Source organism: Frigoribacterium sp. RIT-PI-h, assembly GCF_001297205.1.
Taxonomy (GTDB): domain Bacteria; phylum Actinomycetota; class Actinomycetes; order Actinomycetales; family Microbacteriaceae; genus Frigoribacterium.
Window position 1 is genome coordinate 186,709 of the sequence record NZ_LHOZ01000076.1, and the last position, 20,193, is coordinate 206,901.

The 20,193-nt window shown below is 71.2% G+C and carries 17 protein-coding genes; 4 read left to right on the forward strand and 13 right to left on the reverse strand.

Going from position 1 to position 20,193, the window contains the following annotated elements; translation table 11 throughout:
• Window positions 1-160: 160 nt before the first annotated feature.
• From AEQ27_RS11220 to AEQ27_RS11230, 3 genes are all read right to left on the reverse strand, one after another.
• The gene (locus AEQ27_RS11220; protein WP_054146724.1) at window positions 161-1,540 is read right to left on the reverse strand and encodes an MFS transporter; all 1,380 of its coding nucleotides are present in this window, start codon (window positions 1,538-1,540) and stop codon (window positions 161-163) included.
• Window positions 1,537-2,823: a cystathionine gamma-synthase gene (locus AEQ27_RS11225; protein WP_082383458.1), complete on the reverse strand. Its 1,287-nt coding sequence runs from the start codon at window positions 2,821-2,823 to the stop codon at window positions 1,537-1,539. The genes AEQ27_RS11220 and AEQ27_RS11225 overlap by 4 nt, the downstream gene beginning before the upstream one ends.
• 94 nt (window positions 2,824-2,917) lie before the next feature.
• Window positions 2,918-4,282, reverse strand: a complete 1,365-nt coding sequence (locus tag AEQ27_RS11230) for a cystathionine beta-synthase (RefSeq protein WP_054146725.1) — start codon at window positions 4,280-4,282, stop codon at window positions 2,918-2,920.
• A 256-nt stretch (window positions 4,283-4,538) separates the two neighbouring features.
• Between AEQ27_RS11230 and AEQ27_RS11235 the strand changes: the two genes are divergently transcribed.
• Complete coding sequence (locus tag AEQ27_RS11235; RefSeq protein ID WP_054146726.1) at window positions 4,539-5,198, forward strand: DUF3105 domain-containing protein; 660 nt, start codon at window positions 4,539-4,541, stop codon at window positions 5,196-5,198.
• Window positions 5,195-5,932, forward strand: coding sequence for a DUF305 domain-containing protein (locus tag AEQ27_RS11240; protein WP_235451068.1), 738 nt, complete (start codon window positions 5,195-5,197; stop codon window positions 5,930-5,932). Before AEQ27_RS11235 ends, AEQ27_RS11240 begins: the two co-directional genes overlap by 4 nt.
• Window positions 5,933-5,955: 23 nt before the next feature.
• Here the strand turns inward: AEQ27_RS11240 and AEQ27_RS11245 are convergent, their stop codons facing one another.
• Window positions 5,956-7,830 (reverse strand): ABC transporter ATP-binding protein, encoded by a 1,875-nt coding sequence (locus tag AEQ27_RS11245; protein ID WP_054146727.1) that lies wholly within the window; start codon window positions 7,828-7,830, stop codon window positions 5,956-5,958.
• Window positions 7,831-8,106: 276 nt separating this feature from the next.
• On the opposite strand from AEQ27_RS11245, the gene AEQ27_RS11250 reads away from it, so the two are divergent.
• Both AEQ27_RS11250 and AEQ27_RS11255 read left to right on the forward strand, forming a co-directional pair.
• Entirely contained in the window at window positions 8,107-9,702 is a 1,596-nt protein-coding gene (locus AEQ27_RS11250) for a LuxR C-terminal-related transcriptional regulator (protein WP_054146728.1), read from the forward strand.
• A 78-nt stretch (window positions 9,703-9,780) separates the two neighbouring features.
• Window positions 9,781-11,223, forward strand: coding sequence for an APC family permease (locus tag AEQ27_RS11255; protein WP_054146729.1), 1,443 nt, complete (start codon window positions 9,781-9,783; stop codon window positions 11,221-11,223).
• 236 nt (window positions 11,224-11,459) lie between these two features.
• On the opposite strand, the gene rplL is transcribed toward AEQ27_RS11255, so the two are convergent.
• From rplL to AEQ27_RS11300, 9 genes are all read right to left on the reverse strand, one after another.
• Complete coding sequence (gene rplL, locus AEQ27_RS11260; protein WP_043592924.1) at window positions 11,460-11,843, reverse strand: 50S ribosomal protein L7/L12; 384 nt, start codon at window positions 11,841-11,843, stop codon at window positions 11,460-11,462.
• A 49-nt stretch (window positions 11,844-11,892) separates the two neighbouring features.
• Entirely contained in the window at window positions 11,893-12,408 is a 516-nt protein-coding gene (rplJ, locus tag AEQ27_RS11265; protein WP_054146730.1) for a 50S ribosomal protein L10, read from the reverse strand.
• Window positions 12,409-12,654: 246 nt separating this feature from the next.
• Window positions 12,655-14,262: a HAMP domain-containing sensor histidine kinase gene (locus AEQ27_RS11270; protein WP_082383459.1), complete on the reverse strand. Its 1,608-nt coding sequence runs from the start codon at window positions 14,260-14,262 to the stop codon at window positions 12,655-12,657.
• Window positions 14,259-15,023, reverse strand: a complete 765-nt coding sequence (locus AEQ27_RS11275) for a response regulator transcription factor (protein WP_082383463.1) — start codon at window positions 15,021-15,023, stop codon at window positions 14,259-14,261. The genes AEQ27_RS11270 and AEQ27_RS11275 overlap by 4 nt, the downstream gene beginning before the upstream one ends.
• Before the next feature lie 111 nt (window positions 15,024-15,134).
• Complete coding sequence (locus tag AEQ27_RS11280) at window positions 15,135-16,100, reverse strand: PD40 domain-containing protein (RefSeq protein ID WP_054146731.1); 966 nt, start codon at window positions 16,098-16,100, stop codon at window positions 15,135-15,137.
• Window positions 16,101-16,115: 15 nt separating this feature from the next.
• Window positions 16,116-17,129, reverse strand: coding sequence for a sugar phosphate isomerase/epimerase (locus tag AEQ27_RS11285; RefSeq protein ID WP_054146732.1), 1,014 nt, complete (start codon window positions 17,127-17,129; stop codon window positions 16,116-16,118).
• Window positions 17,130-17,227: 98 nt separating this feature from the next.
• Entirely contained in the window at window positions 17,228-18,400 is a 1,173-nt protein-coding gene (locus AEQ27_RS11290; RefSeq protein ID WP_369813636.1) for a Gfo/Idh/MocA family protein, read from the reverse strand.
• Window positions 18,397-19,236, reverse strand: a complete 840-nt coding sequence (locus tag AEQ27_RS11295; RefSeq protein WP_054146733.1) for a carbohydrate ABC transporter permease — start codon at window positions 19,234-19,236, stop codon at window positions 18,397-18,399. Before AEQ27_RS11295 ends, AEQ27_RS11290 begins: the two co-directional genes overlap by 4 nt.
• Window positions 19,229-20,193, reverse strand: a 965-nt coding sequence (locus tag AEQ27_RS11300) for a carbohydrate ABC transporter permease (RefSeq protein ID WP_369813637.1), incomplete at its 5' end; no start/stop codon positions are given. The genes AEQ27_RS11300 and AEQ27_RS11295, both read right to left, overlap by 8 nt.

Genomic DNA, 20,193 nt, shown 5'->3' on the forward strand with positions numbered 1-20,193 from the left:
CCGTCGCTCTGTGGCCGGGTGATGTGACCGTACACATCGTCGTCCGGAGACCATTATGCATTCCCCGGTGGTCGCCCATGTCCCGTCCGGGGGTCACCGCCGGGTCGTGACGTGCGCCCGTCGGCAGAGCGCCGACGCGATCGGCGGGCAGGAGGCGCGGTCACCGACCCCGGGGTACCGCACGGCCGCTGAGGGCGAGCGCGAGCACGGCCACGACCGTGCCGACCGCGAAGCAGGCCACGAAGGCGATCGGGCTGGACGCGCCGCCGAGCAGCCCGAAGGCGGCCCCGGTGAGGGCCAGCGCGACGGCCGAGCCGGTGGAGTCGGCGATGGTCAGCGCGGAGCTGTTGAAGCCTCGCTCGGAGTCGGTCGAGAGGGCGAGGACGAGCACCGAGAAGCGCGGATACATGAACCCCATGCCGAAGCCGGCGACCGCCCAGGTCGAGATGAGGAAAGCCGGGGGCAGGTGGAACAAGGGCGTCAGCGCCGCGACGACGACACCGAGGAGCACCAGGACGATGCCGATGCGGATGCCGTCGCGCTGGGCCACCCGGTCGCCGAGCCGCCCCTGCACCCAGCTGGCGAACGCCCAGCCGAGCGCCCCGAGGGTCAGGGTGACGCCCGAGGCCGAGGCGCTGAAGTCGTATTCGGCCGACAGCATGTACGGGATGTAGACCTCGCTGCCGAGGAACGCCGCCCCGACGAGACCGCGCAGCAGCACCAGGGGGGGCAGCCCCGGGGGGGCGCGCGGCGGGCCCGCCGGCAGCAGCGGCCTCGGGGCCACGGCCAGCACGACGACCGCCGCGACGATGACGACGACGGTCAGCCAGGTCGGGAACTCGGACACCAGGTTGAGCGCCAGCACGCCGAGGGCCGCGCCGACCGACCAGAGGATGCGGCCGATGCTCCAGGGCACGCGCTGCCCGCCCTCGACCACCACGGGCGGAGGGACGCGTCGCAGGCTCGGCAGGACGGCGAAGAACGCCGGCACGGCGAGGCCGAGCGCGCCGAGGAAGACCCAGTGCCAGCCCACCGTCTCGGCCACGACGCCGGCGACGAGCGGCCCGACGAGACCCGGTACGACCCAGGCCGCGGCGAAGCCCGCGAAGATCGAGGGGTGCAGACCCGGCGGGTAGAGCCGGGCGACCATGACGTAGAGCCCGACGATGACCGCGCCGGAGCCGACGCCCTGCACCAGGCGGCCGAGCAGCAGCACGACCATGTCGGGCGCGGTGCCGACGACGAGCAGACCGACGGCGAACAGCAGCATCGACGCGATGACGACGACCCGGGGCCCGCTGCGGTCGGCCCAGTTGCCGGCCACCACCATGCCGACCAGGCCGGAGGCGAGGGGCGCGGCGAAGCTGAGCGAGTAGAGCGCCTCGCCGTCGAGCTCGCGGCTGATGATCGGCATGATCGTCGTGACCGCGAGCGACTCGAACGCCGCGATGCCGATCAGCGCGCACATGCCCAGCGTGGCGAGCCGGTACCGGCCGCTGAGCACGCCCTCGGGGCGGGTGCTCACGGCGGCGTCGGTCATGCGACGAGCCTAGGCCGAGCCACCGACACGGTGCCACGGCGCGGAACCGGGCGGGACGGGACGACCCGAGGAGGCGCGGTGCGGGACTTCCCCGCACCGCGCCTCCTCGGGTCGTGTCGCGACGACGCCCAGGCGTCGAGGCGCGACAGCGCCTGCGTGACGTCGCCGAGCAGGTCGTCGACGTCCTCGATGCCGACCGACAGGCGCACGATCGAGTCGGGCACCTCGAGCTCGGTGCCGCGCCCCGAGGCGTGGGTCATCTCGCTCGGGTAGCCGATCAGCGACTCGACGCCGCCGAGGGACTCGGCCAGCTGGAACAGCTCGGTCGACTCGGCGAACCGCCGGGCCGCCGCGGCACCCGCGGTCAACTGCACCGAGAGCATTCCGCCGAACGCCCGCATCTGCCGCGCGGCGAGCTCGTGCCCCGGGTGCGACTCGAGCCCCGGGTAGTAGACGCGCTCGACAGCCGCGTGCCCTTCGAGGGCTCGGGCGATGGCGAGGGCGTTCGACGAGTGACGGTCGACGCGCACGCCCAGCGTCTTGATGCCCCGCACCGTGAGCCAGGCCTCCATGGGGGCCGACACGGCACCGACGCCGAACTGCACGAAGCCGACCTTCGCGGCGAGCTCGTCGTCGCGCACGACCACGGCCCCGCCGACGACGTCCGAGTGGCCGCCGATGTACTTCGTCGTCGAGTGGACGACCGCATCGGCCCCGAGCGCCAGGGGCTGCTGCAGGTACGGCGACGCGAAGGTGTTGTCGACGACGACGACGGCCCCCGCCGCGTGCCCGATCTCGGCGAGCGCCGCGATGTCGCTGATCTTCATCAGCGGGTTGCTCGGCGTCTCGACCCAGAGGACGGCCGTCGGGGCGGCCTGGACGGCGGCGCGCACGGCGTCGAGGTCGCTCATCTCGACCGTGTCGAGCGTGACGCCCCAGGGCACCCAGACCCGGTTCACGAGGCGGTGCGTGCCGCCGTAGACGTCGTTGCCCATGACGATGCGGGTGCCGGGTGCCAGGACCGAGCGCAGCAGCGCGTCCTCGGCCGACAGCCCCGAGGCGAAGCTGAACGCGGCGGTGCCGCCCTCGAGGTCGGCGAGCAGGGTCTGCAGCGAGTCGCGCGTCGGGTTCGCCGACCGGGCGTACTCGTAGCCGCCGCGGAACCCGCCGATGCCGTCCTGCACGAACGTGGACGACTGGTAGATCGGGGGCACGACCGCACCGGTGGTGGGGTCGAACTCCTGGCCGGCGTGGATCGCCCGGGTCGAGAAACCGTGGGTCATGGGGTGTCCTTTCGAAGGGGACGGGTGGTGCGCAGACGGAGGGAGACGAGGAGGCGCGGGTCGGGTCACCGGGTCACGGTGCCGCCCCGGCCGCTCAGGAGGAGAGGAACGAGAGGACGTCCTGGCGGGGGACGACGCCGACCGGGCGGCCGTCGTCGGGGGCGAGCCGGGCGGCGACCGACTCGAGCGCGGACCGGGCCGCCGACACGGGCTCGTTCACGCCGATCCACGGCAGCGGGTCGCCGAGGTACGCCGAGACGGCGTCGCCCATGGTCGCGCCACCGCGGAAGATCGCCTCGAGCAGCGCCTTCTCCTCGATGGCGCCGACGACCTCGCCGATCACGACCGGGGGCTCGGCCGAGAGCACGGGCATCTGCGAGACGCCGTAGGTCTTCATGATGCCGATCACGTCGTGGACGGTGTCGGACGGGTGCGCGTGGACGAGGTCGGGCAGCTGCCCCGTCTTCGACGCGATCAGGTCGCGGACCGACCGCTCGTCGTGGCTGACGCCGAAGCCGTACGACCGCATCCACGCGTCGTTGAAGATCTTGCCGAGGTAGCCGCGGCCGCTGTCGGGCAGCAGGGCGACCACGACGTCGTCGGGGCCGAGCTCGCGGGCCACGTCGAGGGCGGCGGCGACGGCGAGCCCGGACGAGCCGCCGACCAGCAGTCCCTCTTCGCGGGCGAGGCGTCGGGTCAGCTCGAACGAACGGGCGTCGTCCGCGGAGATGATGCGGTCGACGACCGAGGGGTCGTAGGCGGCCGGCCAGAAGTCCTCGCCGACGCCCTCGAGCAGGTAGGGGCGGCCGGTGCCACCGCTGTAGACGCTGCCCTCGGGATCGGCGCCGACGACCTGCACCGCGCCTCCGGAGACCTCTTTGAGGTAGCGGCCCGTGCCGCTGATGGTGCCGCCGGTGCCGACGCCCGCGACGAAGTGGGTGATGCGACCGTCGGTGTCGCGCCAGATCTCGGGACCCGTCGTCTCGTAGTGGCTGAGCGGCCCGTTGGGGTTGGCGTACTGGTTCGGCTTGAACGCCCCGGGGATCTCGCGCGCCAGGCGGTCGGAGACGCTGTAGTACGACTCGGGGCTGGTCGGTTCGACGGCGGTCGGCGTGACGACGATCTCGGCACCGTAGGCCTTGAGCACGTTGCGCTTGTCCTCCCCGACCTTGTCGGGCAGGACGAAGACGCAACGGTAACCACGCTGCTGGGCGACGAGGGCCAGGCCCACGCCCGTGTTGCCGCTGGTCGGCTCGACGATCGTGCCGCCGGGCTTCAGCAGGCCCTCGCGTTCGGCCGCGTCGATGATGCGCGTCGCGATGCGGTCCTTCGACGAGCCGCCCGGGTTGACGTACTCGACCTTGACGAGCACGGTCGCCGTGATGCCCTCGGTCACCTTGTTCAGTCTGACGAGCGGCGTGTCACCGATCAGGTCGAGGACGGTCTCGGCGTACTTCACGGGTGCTCCGGTTTCTGCGCGGCCTCGTGGGGCGCGGATCGGGTGACGGGAGGGGCGGTGTCGGGTGACGACGCCGTCGGCCGAGTCTAACGACGCACCCTGGTGTGTTACGGGGCGGGACGAGCCTCTCGACGTGCAGATCGTGCAGATCGTGCAGGATATTGAGGACCTCCCAGTAATCCGTGAGAGAACTGGTGACGCATCCCCGATCTCGACCGATCACCGCGATCGATCCCCCGGACGACAGGACTCCCCCGTGGCAGACGACAAGCCCACCGTCAAGCAACAGCGCGACGCCCGACGTCAGGAGAAGGTCGCCGAGCTCAAACGGCAGCAGGCCCGGGCGAAGCGCAACCGCACCATCGGCATCGTCACCGCCTCGGCCGCGGGCGCGGCGGCCATCGGGCTGGTCGTCACCTTCGTCGTGACGAGCGGCCAGCCGCGGCAAGCCCCCCAGGCCATGGAGATCGACGGCGTGAAGACCTACTCCGCCCTCCCGGCGACCCCCGCCGGCGGCAGCGTCGACTGCGCGATGCCCCCTCCCGCCGGCGGCGACCACAACCAGATCTGGCTGAACTGCGGCGTCTACACCGAGCCGGTGCCGAACGAGAACGCCGTCCACGACCTCGAGCACGGCGCGATCTGGTTCACCTACGACCCCGAGCAGGTCAGCGAGAGCGAGATCGAGGCGCTGCGCGACTTCGCCCCCGACACCTACGCGGTCGTCTCGCCCTACGAGGGCCTCGACTCCCCCATGTACGTCTCGGCCTGGGGCGCCCAGCTGCCCTTCGCGAACGTCACGGACGACGAGGCCACCGTGTCGGACTTCGTCACCAAGTACTGGAAGTCCACGAACGCCCCCGAGCCCGGTGCGCCCTGCACCGGCGGCGTGGACGGCACCGGCAAGATCGCGTGACCGCACCGGGGCGTGACGACGTCGACGTGACCGACGGGGCGGGGCCGCACCGCGCCTCCTCGGGTCGTCGGCTGCGGCTGGTGATCGCGGGGGTCCTGACCGTGGCGATCGTGCTGCTGGTCGGCGTCGCGCTCGGCCGGCTCAGCTCGCCCAACCCGGTGACGCCCGGCCCGGACAGCGTCGAGGCGGGGTTCTCGCGCGACATGCAGGTGCACCACGAGCAGGCCGTGCAGATGGCGATGATGGTCCGCGACCGGACCACCGACCCCGAGGTGCGCTCGATGGCCTACGACATGGCCCTGACGCAGTCGCAGCAGGCCGGCCAGATGTACGCCTGGCTCGAGCTGTGGCGCCTGCCGCAGGCGCCCGCCGAGCCGACCATGACCTGGATGACCCGCCCGACCCTCGACGGTGACTACGGCAGCCACCACATGACCGACGACGGAGGCGCGGGCGGCTCGGCCACGCCCGTCGCCACCCACGAACCCGGCGGCCGCATGCCGGGGCTGGCCACCGACGAGCAGCTCGCGGCCCTGGACTCCGCCCGCGGCGTCGAGGCCGAGCGGCTCTTCCTGACGCTGATGATCGCCCATCACCAGGGCGGCATCGAGATGGCCGACGCGATCCTGGCACGCAGCGAGGTGCCGCAGGTGCGCGCCTTCGCTTCGGGCATGGTGCAGACGCAGCAGAGCGAGGTCGACGCCATGCAGGCGATGCTCGCCGAGCGCGGCTGACGGGACGCCCGGACCGCCACGACCTACGCCGAGACTTGCTGCCCGTAGAGCTCGGCATAGACCCCGCCGAGCGCGAGCAGCTCGTCGTGCGTGCCGCGCTCGACGACGCGGCCGGCCACGACGACGAACACGACGTCGGCGTCGCGGACCGTCGAGAGGCGGTGCGCGATCGCGATCGTCGTCCGACCGCGGGTCGCCGTGTCGAGAGCCTCTTGCACCACGCGCTCGGACACCGTGTCGAGGGCGCTCGTCGCCTCGTCGAGGACCATCACCGCCGGGTCTTTCAGCAGGACGCGGGCGATGGCGATGCGTTGCTTCTCGCCACCCGAGAGGCGATAGCCCCGCTCGCCCACGATCGTGTCGTAGCCGTCGGGGAACGACGCGATGGTCTCGTGGATGTTGGCCTGCCGGGCCGCCTCGACCAGTTGCTCGTCGGTCGCGTCGGGACGGGCGTAGCGGAGGTTGTCACCGATGCTGGCGTGGAACAGATAGGTCTCTTGGCTGACGATGCCGATGTTGCCGACCAGCGATTCTTGGTCGAGCCGCCGGACGTCGGTGCCCGCGAAGCGGACCGCACCACCGGACGCCTCGTAGAACCGCGGGATCAGGTACGACACGCTCGTCTTGCCCGCACCGCTCGGGCCGACGAAGGCGGCGAACTGGCCGGGCGCGATGTCGAACGAGACGCCGTCGAGGGTCTTCTGCCCCGGTTCGGCGTCGGGATACGAGAACGAGACGTCGTCGAACTCGACCCGGCCGAGCTGCGTCTCGTCGACGGCCTCGGCCGACGGGTCGTTCGTGATCGCCGGGTGGAGGTCGAGGTACTCGAAGATGCGCGCGAAGAGCGCCCCGGAGGTCTGCAGGTCGAGGGCCACCCGCAGCAGGCCCATGAGCGGGAAGGTCAACCGGGCCTGCACCGTCGTGAAGGCCACGATCGTGCCCGCGGTCACGGGCACGTCACGCAGGATCAGCCAGGCCGCGACCAGGTAGATCAGGGCGGGGATGACCGAGAGGAAGATCTGGACGACGGCGAAGAACCACTGCCCGCTCATCTGCTGACGCACCTGCAGCCCGATCTGCGTGCGGTTCTCGGCGGCGTAGCGCTCGACCTCGGAGTGCTGCTGGTTGAAGCTCTTGGCGAGCAGGATGCCGCTGACGCTCAACGCCTCTTGCGTGATGGCGGTCATGTCGCTGAGCGACTCCTGCGTCTTGGTGGCGATGCGGGCACGCACCTGTCCCACCCGTCGCTGGGCCACCACGAGCAAGGGCAGCAGGATCACCGTGACGACGGTCATCTGCCAGCTGAGCACGAGCATGGACACGAAGGCGGCGATGACCGTGACGGTGTTGCCCAGGACGCTCGAGATGGTGTTGCTGAGCACGTTCGCGACGCCACCGACGTCGTTCTGCAACCGGGACTGGATGACCCCGGTCTTGGTGCGGGTGAAGAACGCGAGCTCCATGCGCTGGAGATGCCCGAAGAGACGGATGCGCAACGCACCCATGACCTTGTTGCCGACCGTGGCCGTCAGGTACGTCTGCCAGACGCCGATGCCGGCCGACAGCACCCACAGCCCCACCATGGCGCCCACCAGCTCGAGCAGGACGGGCACGTCGGGACCGCCCGGCGGGAACAGACCCCGGTCGAACGCCTGCTTGGTGAGCAGCGGCGGAGCCACGCTGACGGCGGCGCCGATCAAGACCAGCACCACGGTGACGACGAGGGCACGCTCGTGCGGGACGAACAGGCCCCGGATGCGACCGAGCAGGTCGGGGATGCGCGGCGCCGTCGCGTTCGCCGCACGCTGGGCGTCGGCGTCGCCGCTCGACACCCGACCGGAACCACCCGGTCGGCCCCCGCCCCGGGGACCGCCAGCGGGGGCATGCATCGAGCTCATCCGGTCAGCGTAGGCCTGACCACCGTCACGGGTGGCCCGTCGCCGGGGTGCGGGTCAGTGCCTGCAAGAAATCGCCACGGCACCGTCGAGACACGCCGCGACACGCCGTAGAACGACCGTTCGTCCCCCAGTTGTGGGCGCAATGCCCGACAGACCATACGACGGAATGATCTCTCAGTTTAGTATGGCGGTGTCGGTGCACCTGACCAGGCTCCGGCAGCCGCGCTCCCCCTACCCGACGGGCGAGCCTCCCGAAGCGGCGGAGCTAGGACCATCGTGAACACGTCGAACCCCACGGCCGTCGAACCGCCGAGTGCCGAACTGCAGCCCGCCGACCACCGGGCTGCTCTCGATGCCATCGAACAGGGCTGGACCCAGATCGCCCCCCTGCAGGGAGCACGCCTGCGCGAGGCCATCCGCTCGACGCCGGAAGAGGAGTGGCGCGGGCGACCCCGCATCCTGCTCGCCCTGGCCGCGAGCCACCGCTCGGTCGGCTCCCGCTCGCGCAGCGCCGCCCTGCCCTGGTTCCGCGGCGTCGCCAAGGCGCTCGACGCCGCCCCCGACCTGCCGCTCGACATCCGGGCGGGCTACCACGTCCACCTCGGTGCGTCCCTGCGCACCCTCGGCAACTTCGTCGTGGCCCACGAGCACCTCGAGGTCGCCCGGACCCTCATCGAGAACGATCTGGCCGAGTCGATCAGCGTGCGCATCTCGCTCAGCGCCTCGTTCTCGCTGCAGCTCGGTCTGATCCGCCTGCACTACGGCGAGATCGACCAGGCCCGCTTCGCTCTGAGCCTCGCCAACGGTCTCGGCGAGGACCACCTCAGCACCGCCGAGCGCGTCGAGTGCCTCTCGGCCCTCGCCTTCGTCGCGATGCTGATCGGCGACTTCGACCTCGCCGACCGCCACGTCGACCTCGCCCGCGAGCTCGCCGACGGCACCGACCTGCTGGGCAGCTCGTTCGGTGCCCTGACCCAGATCACCCGCGTGCACCTCGCCCTCGAACGCGGAGAGGCCGTGGGCGGCCACGAGGGCCTGCTCGCCGACGTCCGCCAGGCATCGCGCGGCAGCGACTGGGAAGCGCTCGGCCTGTTCGCCGAAGCACACGTGCTGCTGGCCGAGAGCCGCTACATCGAAGTCCTCGACCTGCTGGCCCGGATCACCCGCACCATCGACGGCTTCACCGGGCACAGCGCCCTGACCGAGTCGGCCGTCGTCATGCGGGCCGAGACCATGCGCCTGCTCGGGCAGCCCCATGAGGCCCGCCGACTGGCCTCGTCGGTGACACCCTCGCACCACCACATCCGCTGTCCCGCTCGCGTGCTCGCCCTGGTGCACCTCGCCGCCGGCGAGCCCGAGGACGCCCTCGAGGCGCTCGAACAGTGTCTCGCCATCGGCGACCTGCACAGCGAGCGCACCATGGGCCAGGTGCACGCGCTCCAGGCCGCCGCACACCTCGCCCTCGGCGACGGCCCGCACAGCGACATCGCCTTCGACCGGGCGTTGCTGAGCGCCGGCCACAACGGGTCGATCTGGCTCTTCGCCACCCTGCCCGAGGACGTCCTCGAACACCTCGTCCAGCGCGCCGTCGGCCGTCGGCAGCCGCCGGCCATCGTCGGCGTGCTCGACCGACTCCGCGGCACCTCGGCGGACGTCGTGCCGCAGCTCGCCGAACCGCTGAGCGACCGTGAGCTCGTCATCGTCCGGCACCTGGCCACCGGCCAGACCCTGGGCCAGATCGGCAGCCAGCTGTTCATCTCGGTCAACACGGTCAAGAGCCACGTCCGCAGCATCTACCGCAAGCTCCAGGCGTCGTCGCGCCGCGAGGCGATGACCCGCGTCAAGCAGCTCGGCCTCGACCTCGACGAGTAGGCCCGGACGGGCGCGGCGCCCCGGACGGGCGCGGTGCCCCGAGGAGGCGCGGTGCCGGCCGTGCGGTAGCCTCTCGCGGTGCCCCACGAGTCCCGCGTCACGTCCCGCCCGTCCCTCGTCGCCCAGCTGAGGACTCGCAAACCCCTCGAGGCGTACGTCGCCGAGAGCGAGGCCACCGCCGCCGGCGGGCCCCGCCTGCGCCGCCCCCTGGGCGTCTGGCCCCTCACGGCGACCAGCCTCGGTGCGACCCTCGGCCCGGGCATCCTGGTCGTGCTCGGCACGGCCGTCCCGCTGGCCGGCCCAGCGGTCTGGATCTCGTTCGTGCTCGCGGGCGTCGCGGCCCTGCTGTCGGCCCTGTCGTACGCCGAGATGGCGGGCAGCGTGCCCGTGTCGGGTTCGAGCTACTCGTACACTTACGCGACGCTCGGCGAGGGCATCGCCTGGGTCTGCGGGTGGTGTCTCGTGCTCGAGTACGCCGTCTCGGTCGCGGCCGTCGCCGTCGGGGCGGGCCAGTACGTGAACGAGGCCCTCGACGTGTTCGGGCTCGCCCTGCCCGCCGCGATCGCCGAGCCCCCGGGCGCCGGAGGGGTGCTCAACCTGCCCGCGGCGGTTCTCGTCCTGCTCGCCCCCCTCGTCCTGGTGCCCGGCGCCCGCGAGAGCGCCTGGGTCAACACGCTGCTCGTCGTCGTGAAGGTGGCGCTGCTCGTGTTCTTCGTCGCCGTCGCCTTCACGGCCTTCAGCGTCGGCAACTTCGAGCCGCTGGCACCGATGGGAGCGGCAGGCGTCTCGGCGGCCGCCTCGCGGCTGTTCTTCTCGTACATCGGCTTCGACGCGGCATCGACGGCCGGCGAGGAGGCCCGCGACGCGAAGCGCGACCTGCCGCGCGCCATCATCGCCTCCATCGTGATCATCACGGTGCTGTACATCCTCGTGGCCGTCGCGGCCATCGGCGCGCGGCCGTGGACCTCCTTCACCGACGGCGAGGCGACCCTCGTCACGATCGTCGCCGACATCACGGGGCAACCGTGGGTCGCCTTCCTCTTCGCCGTCACCGCGGTGGCGGCGATCGCCAGCGTCGTGCTCACGGTGCTCTACGGTCAGACGCGCATCTTCGTCTCGATGGCGCGGGACGGGCTCGTCCCTCGCGTCCTCGGCCGCGTCTCGGCTCGGACGCAGACCCCCGTCGCCGGCACCCTGATCGTCGGCGGAGCGGGGGCCGTGGCCGCCGCGGTGATCCCCCTGGGCGCCCTCGCCGGCGCGACGAGCATCGGCACGCTCTTCGCGATCGCCCTGGTCAACGTGTCGGTGATCTGGCTCCGGCGCAACCGCCCCGAGCTCGACCGCACCTACGAGGTGCCGCTGTACCCGCTCACCCCGATCCTCGGCTGCGCCTTCTGCGTCCTGTTGATGGTGACGCTCGGTTGGGTCACCTGGGCGGCCTTCGCCGTCTGGATGGCCGTGGGCACGGCGGTGTACCTCGGGTACGGTCGGCGACACTCGGTCCTGGCCCGCACCTCCTGACCGCCCTCGTCGCGTGGCCTGCGGGTCCGCGTCACCCGCGGCGGGTCGGCACGGACCCCCAGCGGACGACGGAAACCGTCGAACCCCCCGAGGAGGCGCGGGTCGCGAGGGACCGGCGACGCACCTCGGCCGCACCACCGGGAACGCCGAAAGGCGCCACCCCGAGGGGTGGCGCCTTCCGAATGGTGCTGAGCAGACGTGCCGCTCAAGCGCCGAGGGCCGCGAGGGCCCGCCGACTACTTGAGGGTGATCGTCGCGCCGGCGGCCTCGAGCTGAGCCTTGGCCTTGTCGGCGGCCTCCTTCGAAGCGCCCTCGAGGACGGTGCTGGGGGCACCGTCGACGACGGCCTTGGCCTCGCCGAGACCGAGGCTCGTGAGCGCGCGGACCTCTTTGATGACCTGGATCTTCTTGTCGCCGGCAGCCTCGAGCACGACGTCGAAGGCGGTCTGCTCTTCGACCTCTTCAGCGGCGGCGGCGGGACCGGCGGCACCGGCAGCGGCCACGGGGGCAGCAGCGGTGACCTCGAAGACCTCTTCGAACTTCTTCACGAAGTCGCTGAGCTCGATGAGCGTGAGCTCCTTGAAGGCCTCGATCAGTTCGTCCTGCGTGAGCTTCGCCATGGTGTTCTCCTTATGGGTTTTCTAAAGTGTGGGTTGGTACGACAGCTGTTTAGCTGTCGGCTTCCTGCTTGGCACGCAGCGCCTCGACCGTGCGAACGGCCTGGGACAGCGGTGCCTGGAACAGGTAGGCAGCACCGAACAGCGAAGCCTTGAAGGCGCCGGCCAGTTTGCCCAGCAGCACCTCTCGGGATTCGAGATCGGCGAGCTGCTTGACCTCGTCTGCCGTGAGCGGGTTACCGTCGAAGTAACCGTTCTTCACGATCAGAGCGGGGTGTGCCTTGGCGAAGTCACGCAGGCTCTTGGCGACGGCGACAGGGTCACCGTGCACGAAGGCGATCGCAGACGGTCCGACGAGGTCGTCGTCGAACGAGCTGATTCCGGCGTTGTTGGCCGCGATCTTGCTGAGCGTGTTCTTCACCACGGCGTACGTCGCGTCTGCACTGATGGACTTGCGGAGCTCTTTCAGCTCGGCAACAGTGAGACCGCGGTACTCGGTGAGCAGGACGGCGGTCGAGTCACGGAAGTTGTCCGTGAGCTCGGCGACCGATGCTTCCTTGTTCGCCATGGCTCTCCTAAAACGTGGGTGTGCCGGCAGCCCCCGGGTGCTCGACTCGGCCGCACCGAGACCGGTGCCGCACCAATGAAAAAAGCTCCGGCGCAAGCGCACGGAGCTGGATCTCTTCGAGAAGAGGAACGACTTCACACACCTGCGCTGGTCGCTCTCTCTCGAGAACCTTCGGCACCCGTCTGCGAGCAGACGTGTACAACCGGCGGTCTTGGGCTTCGATCAGGATAGACGCAGGAGGCGCGCTCACGCAAGTCGCGCCTCCTCGGCGTCCCGGTCGGATGCCACGTCGGGCGTCGCGAGCGGCAGGCGGACGGTGAAGGTGGCCCCGTCGTCCGAGCTGGCGACGTCGACGGTCCCCCCGTGGGAGTGGACGACGGCCTGCACGATCGCGAGGCCGAGGCCCGTCGAGCCGGCCTTCCGCGACCGCGAGCTGTCGGCGCGGGCGAACCGTTCGAAGAGCACCGGCAGCACGGCCGGGTCGATGCCCGGCCCGTCGTCGGCGACCGAGACGACGGCCTGACCGGACGCGTCGTCGACCGTGAGCGAGACGTGTACGTGCGTGCCGTCGGGCGTGTGGGTGCGCACGTTGGTCAACAGGTTCGCGACGATCTGGTGCAGACGCATGGCGTCGCCGGACACGGTCACCGGCTCGTCGGGCACGTACACGTCGACGTCGTGCGTGGGTCCGGCCACGTGGGCGTCGTTGACCGTGTCGAGCACGACCCGGGTGAGGTCGACGTCGCCCGTGACGAGGTCGCGCCCCTCGTCGAGGCGGGCGAGCAGCAGGAGGTCCTCGACGAGGGAGGTCATCCGCAGCGACTCCGACTCGATGCGGCCCATGGCGTAGACCACGTCGTCGGGCAGTCCGGTGTTCATGCGGCGGGTCAGCTCGGCGTAGCCGCGGACCGACGCGAGCGGGGTCCGCAGCTCGTGCGAGGCGTCGGCGACGAACTGCCGCACCTTGTTCTCGCTCTGCTGACGGGCCTCGAGGGCCCCCGCCACGTGGCCCAGCATGCGGTTGAGCGAAGCACCGACGCGGCCCACCTCGGTGCGGGTGTCGGCGTCGGCTTCGTCGACGCGTTCGGCCAGGGCCACCTCGCCGCGGTCCAGCGGCAGCTCGGCGACCCGCAGCGCCGTGTCGGACATGCGCTCGAGCGGTCGGAGGGCGCTGCGCACGACGCCGTAGGCCACGGCGATCGCGATGGCGAGGCCGATGAGGGTCACGGCGAGGATGGTGATCACCATGACCGTGATGGTGCGGTCGACGCTGCTCGTCGGCAGACCCACGACGAGGTGGGCCGGCGTCGTGGCGACCGAGCCCGACGTCGTCGTCGTCTGGTAGCCGACCGCGAGGGACTCCACCCGGTACGAGCCCAGGTCCGACCCGAGCGAGACGGTCTCGGGGTCGTTCGCCCCGGCGACCGTCGTCACGACCGACGTCAGGTCGTCGGTCAGGCGGGGCGAGACGACCCGTCCCGACTGCTCGACGCGGTACGCCGCGACGACCGAACCATTGACGACGACGGCCGTGAAGGTGCCGGGCGACTGCCGCGGGCCCGAGAGGTCGTCGCCGTCGGGCGTCAGGTACGGCCGGGTCGTCGAGCCCTGGGCGTTCACCATGGGCACCGAGCGACCGGTCGCCCCCTCGAGTTCGTCGTCGAGCTGACGCATCAGCGACGCCTGCAGGACGATCACGCTGACCGAGCCGATCACGATGGTCAGCAGCACGACGAGCGCGACGATGCTGAGGATCAAGCGATTGCGCAGCGTGAGCGGACCGGCGAGACCGGGCGCCCGGCCCACGAGGCCGCGGAGGCGCGAGCCCACCCGGGCGGGCAGGGCATCGCTCACGACGTGGGCTTGATCACGTAACCCACGCCGCGCACGGTGTGGATCATGGGCTCTTCGCCGACGTCGATCTTCTTGCGCAGGTACGAGATGTAGATCTCGACGACGCTGGACTTGCCGCCGAAGTCGTAGCTCCAGACCCGGTCGAGGATCTGCGCCTTGCTCAGCACGCGGCGCGGGTTGCGCATCAGGAAGCGCAGCAGCTCGAACTCGGTCGCGGTCAGCTCGATCTCGCGACCGGCCCGCGTCACCTCGTAGCTCTCCTCGTCCAGCACGAGGTCACCGACGACGATGCGCGAGTCGCCCGCCTCGCTGATGGCCGAGGCCGACCGGCGGATCAAGCCGCGGAGGCGGGCGACGACCTCTTCGAGCGAGAAGGGCTTGGTGACGTAGTCGTCGCCGCCGGCGGTGAGACCCGACACCCGGTCCTCGACGCTGTCCTTCGCGGTGAGGAACAGGATCGGGGTGTCGTCGCCGCTCGACCGCAGTCGACCGAGCACCTGGATGCCGTCGATGTCGGGGAGCATCCAGTCGAGCACGATCGCGTCGGGCTTGAACTCGCGCGCCGTCGCGAGGGCCGCCTGGCCGTCGGAGGCCGCCTTGACGTCCCAGCCCTCGTAGCGCAGGGCCATCGAGAGCAGGTCGGTGAGGCTGTTCTCGTCGTCGACGACGAGGACTCGAAGGGGCGTTCCGTCGGCACGGGTGAGGCGAGGGGCCGAGGCGGTGGCGGTGGCGGGGGTCGTTGTGGTCACCTTCCCCAGTATCGAGGGATTCCTATGAACGGACTGTGTCCGACCGATGAGCAGGCTGCACATCGCCCACAGGCGACCCACAGCGAGTCCATCGGTTCGGGAAGGCCAGGTCGAAGGTCGGCGTCAGGCCCGCGGGTAGTCGGCGCAGGCGAAGCGCGTCGAGTCCGGGGCCCAGCAGGGCACGTTGATCGTGCCCTGCCCGCCGAAGAGGGCGAGCACGTGGTGCGGCGCCCGGCCCGGCACGGGCAGGCCGTCGGCGCCGAGGGGCAGGGTGCGCAGCACCACGTCACGGTTCTCGGGGTGGCCGAGCGTGCCGGGCTCGAACGACACCCAGAGCAGCGTCGAGGCGTCGGGCGACACGTGCGGGAACCAGTTGACCCGCTCGTCGTCTGTCACCTGTACGACGTCGCCGCCGTCCAGGCGGCTCCGGAAGAGCTGCGCGTGGCCGGCCACCCCGGCGGAGGCGCGTTCCGAGTTGGACCACAACCAGGCGCCGTCCGGGGAGAACTCGGCCCCGTCGTCGGGGTGCTCGTCGTCGGTCACCGGCGTGGTCGCGCCGTCGGCCCGCGAGACCAGGGCGACGTTCGTGCGCCAGCCGGCCCGCGCCTCCTCGTCGTCCGGGTCGTCGACCGGCGCCGGCAGGGCGCCGACGATCACGCTGAGCGACGCTCCGTCGGGCGAGACGCCGTGGAGGTAGTTCTTGTGGTTGCGCCCGGCGGGGTGGTCGCGGGTCACTCGGCGGGCGGTGCCGCCCGGGGGCACGCCGTCCCACGGCACCTCGTACAGGTGGCCGTCGCGGGCACTCACGATCACGGCGCCCTGGTCGGGTGCGATCACGTGGTCGTTGTTGATCTCGGGGACGTCGCCCATCGGCACCGGCTCGAGTGCGGTCTCGTCGACCCCACGCGCGTCGGCGGGCAGGCGCCAGAGCAGGCCGTCGCCGTTCACCACGAGCCAGCGGCCGTCAGGGCTCCAGTTCGGGGCCTCGACGAGCACGCGAGCGCTCTCGAGGACGACCTCGGCGTCACCGGTCGCGGGGTCGACGACCAGCAGGCGGCTCCGTTGGCCGGGCAGCAGGGTTCGGGGCATGGGGTCAGTCTGCCGTCACTGGTTCGAGAACGCGGCGTCGAAGGAGGCGCTCGGCCGCTTCCAGAGCAGCGACCGGACGTAGGCCAACGCCTCGGGGGCGCCGTGCAGCCGGTCCATGCCGGCGTCCTCCCACTCGATCGAGATCGGGCCGTCGTAGCCGATGGCGTCGAGGGCGCGTAAGGCGTCCTCCCAGTTCATGTCGCCGTGACCGGTCGAGACGAAGTCCCAGCCGCGGCGGGGGTCGCCCCAGGGCAGGTGTGAGCCGAGCACGCCCGACCGCCCGGTAGGGGGCTTGATGCGGGTGTCCTTGCAGTCGACGTGGAAGATCCGGTCGGCGAAGTCGGTGATGAACGACACCGTGTCGACGCCCTGCCAGAGCATGTGCGAGGGGTCCCAGTTGAAGCCGAAGGCCGAGCGGTGCTCGATGGCCTCGAGCGCGCGGACGCTCGTCCAGTGGTCGTAGGCGATCTCGCTCGGGTGCACCTCGTGGGCGAACCGGACGCCCTCGGCGTCGAACACGTCGAGGATGGGGTTCCAGCGGTCGGCGAAGTCCTGGTAGCCGGCGTCGATCACGGCGGCGGGCACCGGCGGGAACATCGCGACGTAGGACCAGATCTTCGAGCCGGTGAAGCCGACGACGGTGTCGACGCCCCCCTTGCGGGCGACCCGGGCCGCCCGTTTCATGTCCTCGGCCGCCCGCTGACGGCCGCCCTCGGGGTCGCCGTCGCCCCAGGTGGACGGCCGGACGATCGCCTGGTGCCGGAAGTCGATCGGGTCGGCGCAGACCGCCCGCCCGGTCAGGTGGTTCGAGATCGCCCAGACCCCCAGGCCGTGCCGCTCGAGCACGTCGAGGCGCGACCGCAGGTACGCGTCGTCCTGGTCGGCGCGCTCGAGGTCGAGGTGGTCGCCCGACGCCGCGATCTCGAGGCCGTCGTAGCCCCAGCCGGCCGCGAGCGCCGCGACCTCCTCGAAGGGCAGGTCGGCCCACTGACCGGTGAACAGGGTGACGGGGCGGGAGCTCTCGGCCATGGGTTCCTTCTCGGGGCGACGGGGGATCGGACGGACGACGGGACGGTGCGGACGGGACGGTGTGGACGGACGACGGGACGGTGCGGACGGACGACGGGTCAGGGCACGTCGACCCAGCCGCGCGACGCGGCGGAGGCGAGGACGGCCTCGGTCACCCGCACGGCGCGCAGGCCGTCGACGAAGGTGGGCAGTCCCTCGGGGGTGCCGCCCCGGACGGCGTCGTGCGCGTCGCGGACGAACCCCGCGAACGCGTCGACGTAGCCCATCGGGTGCCCCGCCGGGACCGTCGACAGGCGGGCGGCGTCGGGCGCGAGCACGGCGGCGTCACGCGCCACGAGCTGCGTGCCCGACCGCCGGCCGACCCAGAGCGTCTCGGGTTCCTCTTGTGAGAACTCGAGGCTCTCGGCGGTGCCCGACAGGTCGAGCAGGAGGCGGTTCTTGCGACCCGGCGCGACCTGCGACACGAAGAGGGTGCCGATCGCCCCCCGTGCCGTCTCGAACACGACGGCCGCCTCGTCCTCGGTGTCGACCGACGAGCCGCCACGGTGGGCGTGCACCGTGGTGGTCGTCGAGGGCAACCGCGCCAACCGGTCGCCCAGGACGAATTCGAGGAGGTCGACCAGGTGGCTGCCGATGTCGGCGAAGGCCCTCGAGGGGCCGCCGGCCGCCGGGCCCACCCGCCAGTCGACGTCGTCGCTGTCGAGCAACCAGTCCTGCAGGTACGACCCCCGGACGCTCAAGACGCGGCCGACCTCGCCCGCGGCGACCCGGGCCCGCGCCTCGCGCACCATCGGGTGGTAGCGGTAGCCGAAGGGCACGGCACCGACGAGCCGCCCGGCCCGGGCGGCCTCGACCAGGGCCTCGGCCTCGGCGCCCGAGGTCGCGAGCGGCTTCTCGCAGACCACGTGCTCGCCGGCGGCGAGCGCCGCCAGGGCGACCGGTGCGTGCGTGGCGTTGGGCGAGCAGACGTGCACGACGTCCACGTCGGGGTCGGTCACGAGGTCGTCGACGCTCTCGTGAGCCGTGTCGACGCCGAGCGACGCCGCCGCCCGGGCCGCGCTGGCGGGGCTCGACGAGGCCCGGGCGACCCCCCCGGCGCCGGCCGACAGCGCGGCACCGGCGTGCACACGGGCCCCGCAGCCCCCGCCCACGATGCCGACGCGCAGTGGCTCGACGCGCCCCGCGCCCCCCCGGCTCGGCTCGGCCGGGCCGGCGGGGCGGGCGGGGCCGCCCCCCGGCCCCACCGCCGTGGCCACGGCCGGTTCGGTCACTTCACGGCCCCCGACGACAGTCCGGTGATCAAGTGTTTCTGCACGAGCATGAAGCCTATGAGCACGGGCAGCGAGACGACGACCGAGGCGGCCATGAGCTGGTTCCAGTAGACGTCCTGCTGCGAGGCGTAGGCGCGCAGGCCGATCGAGAGCGTGCGCGTGTCCTTGCTCGTGAGCACCGAGGCGAAGAGCACCTCGCCCCAGGCCGTGATGAAGGCGTAGACCGCGACGGCGATGATGCCCGGCTTGGCGACCGGGATGATCACACGGAACAGGGCACCGAGGCGACCCGTGCCGTCGATCATCGACGCCTCTTCGAGCTCTTTCGGGATCGAGGCGAAGTACCCCGTCAGCATCCAGATCGAGAACGGCAGCGAGAACGTCATGTACGTGATGATCAGGCCGAGGTAGCTGCCGGTCAGCTGCACGCCGATCGTGCGCTGGATCTGCACGAAGATCAGGAACAGCGGCAGCAGGAACAGGATGCCCGGGAACATCTGCGTCGACAGCACGACCAGACTGAAGCTGCGCTGCCCCTTGAACCGCAGGCGGGCCAGCGAGTACGCGGCGAGCACGGCCATGGCCACCGAGAGCACCGTGGCCGAGATCGTGACGATCAGGCTGTTCTTGAAGTACGACGCCAGCGGCACCGTCTGCCAGATCTGCACGTACGGTTCGAGCGTCACCCGGCTGGGGATCCAGGTGAACAGGCCCTGCACGTCGGCGAGCGGCTTGATCGAGGTGGTCAGCACCACGTAGAGCGGCACGACCACCACGAGCGACAGGAAGGCCAGCCCGAAGAAGCGGAAGACCTTGAACCCACGGGTCTCAATCATCGTGTTGTCCCTTCGGCAGAACCATGCGGATGTAGAACGCGGACGCGATCAGCAGCACGACCAGGAGCATCACGCTCATGGCACCGCCGAGGCCGAAGTTCCAGTTGTTGAACGACTGCTGGTAGATCAGCGGCGAGATGAGCGTCGCCTGCTCGGGCGACGCGGGGCCGAAGAGCACGTAGGGCACGTTGAACTGGTTGAAGATCCACAGGCTCATGATCAGCAGCAGCACGGCGTTGGCCGGCTTGACCATGGGCAGGGTGATCAGCGTGAACTGCTTCCAGAGGCTCGCGCCGTCGAGGCTCGCGGCCTCGTAGACGTCCCCCGGGATGTTCTGCAACGCGGCGAGCAGCATCAGGAAGGCGAACGGCCAGAACTGCCAGGCCGTCACGATGACGATCGCCCAGAACGAGTTGCCGCCGAGCAGCCAGAACGGGCGGTCCTGCAGGATGCCCAGGTCGTCGACCAGGAAGCGGTTGATGGCGCCGTCGCGCTGGTTGAACATGAAGGCCCAGGCGATCGTGCCGACGTACGACGGCAGGGCGTAGGGCACCAGGAAGAGCGTGCGCAGGATGCCACGGCCCTTGAACGAGCTGGTGAGCAGCACGGCGCCCAGCATGCCCATGCTCCAGGCGATGGCCACCACGATCACGGTGAACATCAGCGTGCGCCCCAGGGCTCCGTAGAGCTGCCCGGCGATCGGCGAGGACGGGTCGAGGGCCGTGACGAAGTTCTGCAGGCCGACGAAGGGCGCGTTGACCCAGTTGGCGATGCTGAGCTGGTTGAGCGTGATGAACGCGATCCAGACGCCGAGCACCATCGGGATGATGTGGACGAGCAGCTCGGCCAGGGCGGCGGGACCCACGAGGAAGTACGCGAGGGGCGAGCGGTGCTTCTTGCGCTTGGCCGGCTCGATCGGGGCCGACTGGTGCGGGTCGGGCGGGACGTCTTCCACGG

Bases quoted from the DNA above. Each gene is read 5' to 3' on its own strand.
- AEQ27_RS11280 (WP_054146731.1), bottom strand. From the start codon at position 16,100: ATGCCCCGAACCCTGCTGCCCGGCCAACGGAGCCGCCTGCTGGTCGTC.
- AEQ27_RS11225 (WP_082383458.1), bottom strand. From the start codon at position 2,823: ATGACCCACGGTTTCTCGACCCGGGCGATCCACGCCGGCCAGGAGTTC.
- rplL (WP_043592924.1), bottom strand. From the start codon at position 11,843: ATGGCGAAGCTCACGCAGGACGAACTGATCGAGGCCTTCAAGGAGCTC.
- AEQ27_RS11295 (WP_054146733.1), bottom strand. From the start codon at position 19,236: ATGATTGAGACCCGTGGGTTCAAGGTCTTCCGCTTCTTCGGGCTGGCC.
- AEQ27_RS11220 (WP_054146724.1), bottom strand. From the start codon at position 1,540: ATGACCGACGCCGCCGTGAGCACCCGCCCCGAGGGCGTGCTCAGCGGC.
- rplJ (WP_054146730.1), bottom strand. From the start codon at position 12,408: ATGGCGAACAAGGAAGCATCGGTCGCCGAGCTCACGGACAACTTCCGT.
- AEQ27_RS11245 (WP_054146727.1), bottom strand. From the start codon at position 7,830: ATGAGCTCGATGCATGCCCCCGCTGGCGGTCCCCGGGGCGGGGGCCGA.
- AEQ27_RS11285 (WP_054146732.1), bottom strand. From the start codon at position 17,129: ATGGCCGAGAGCTCCCGCCCCGTCACCCTGTTCACCGGTCAGTGGGCC.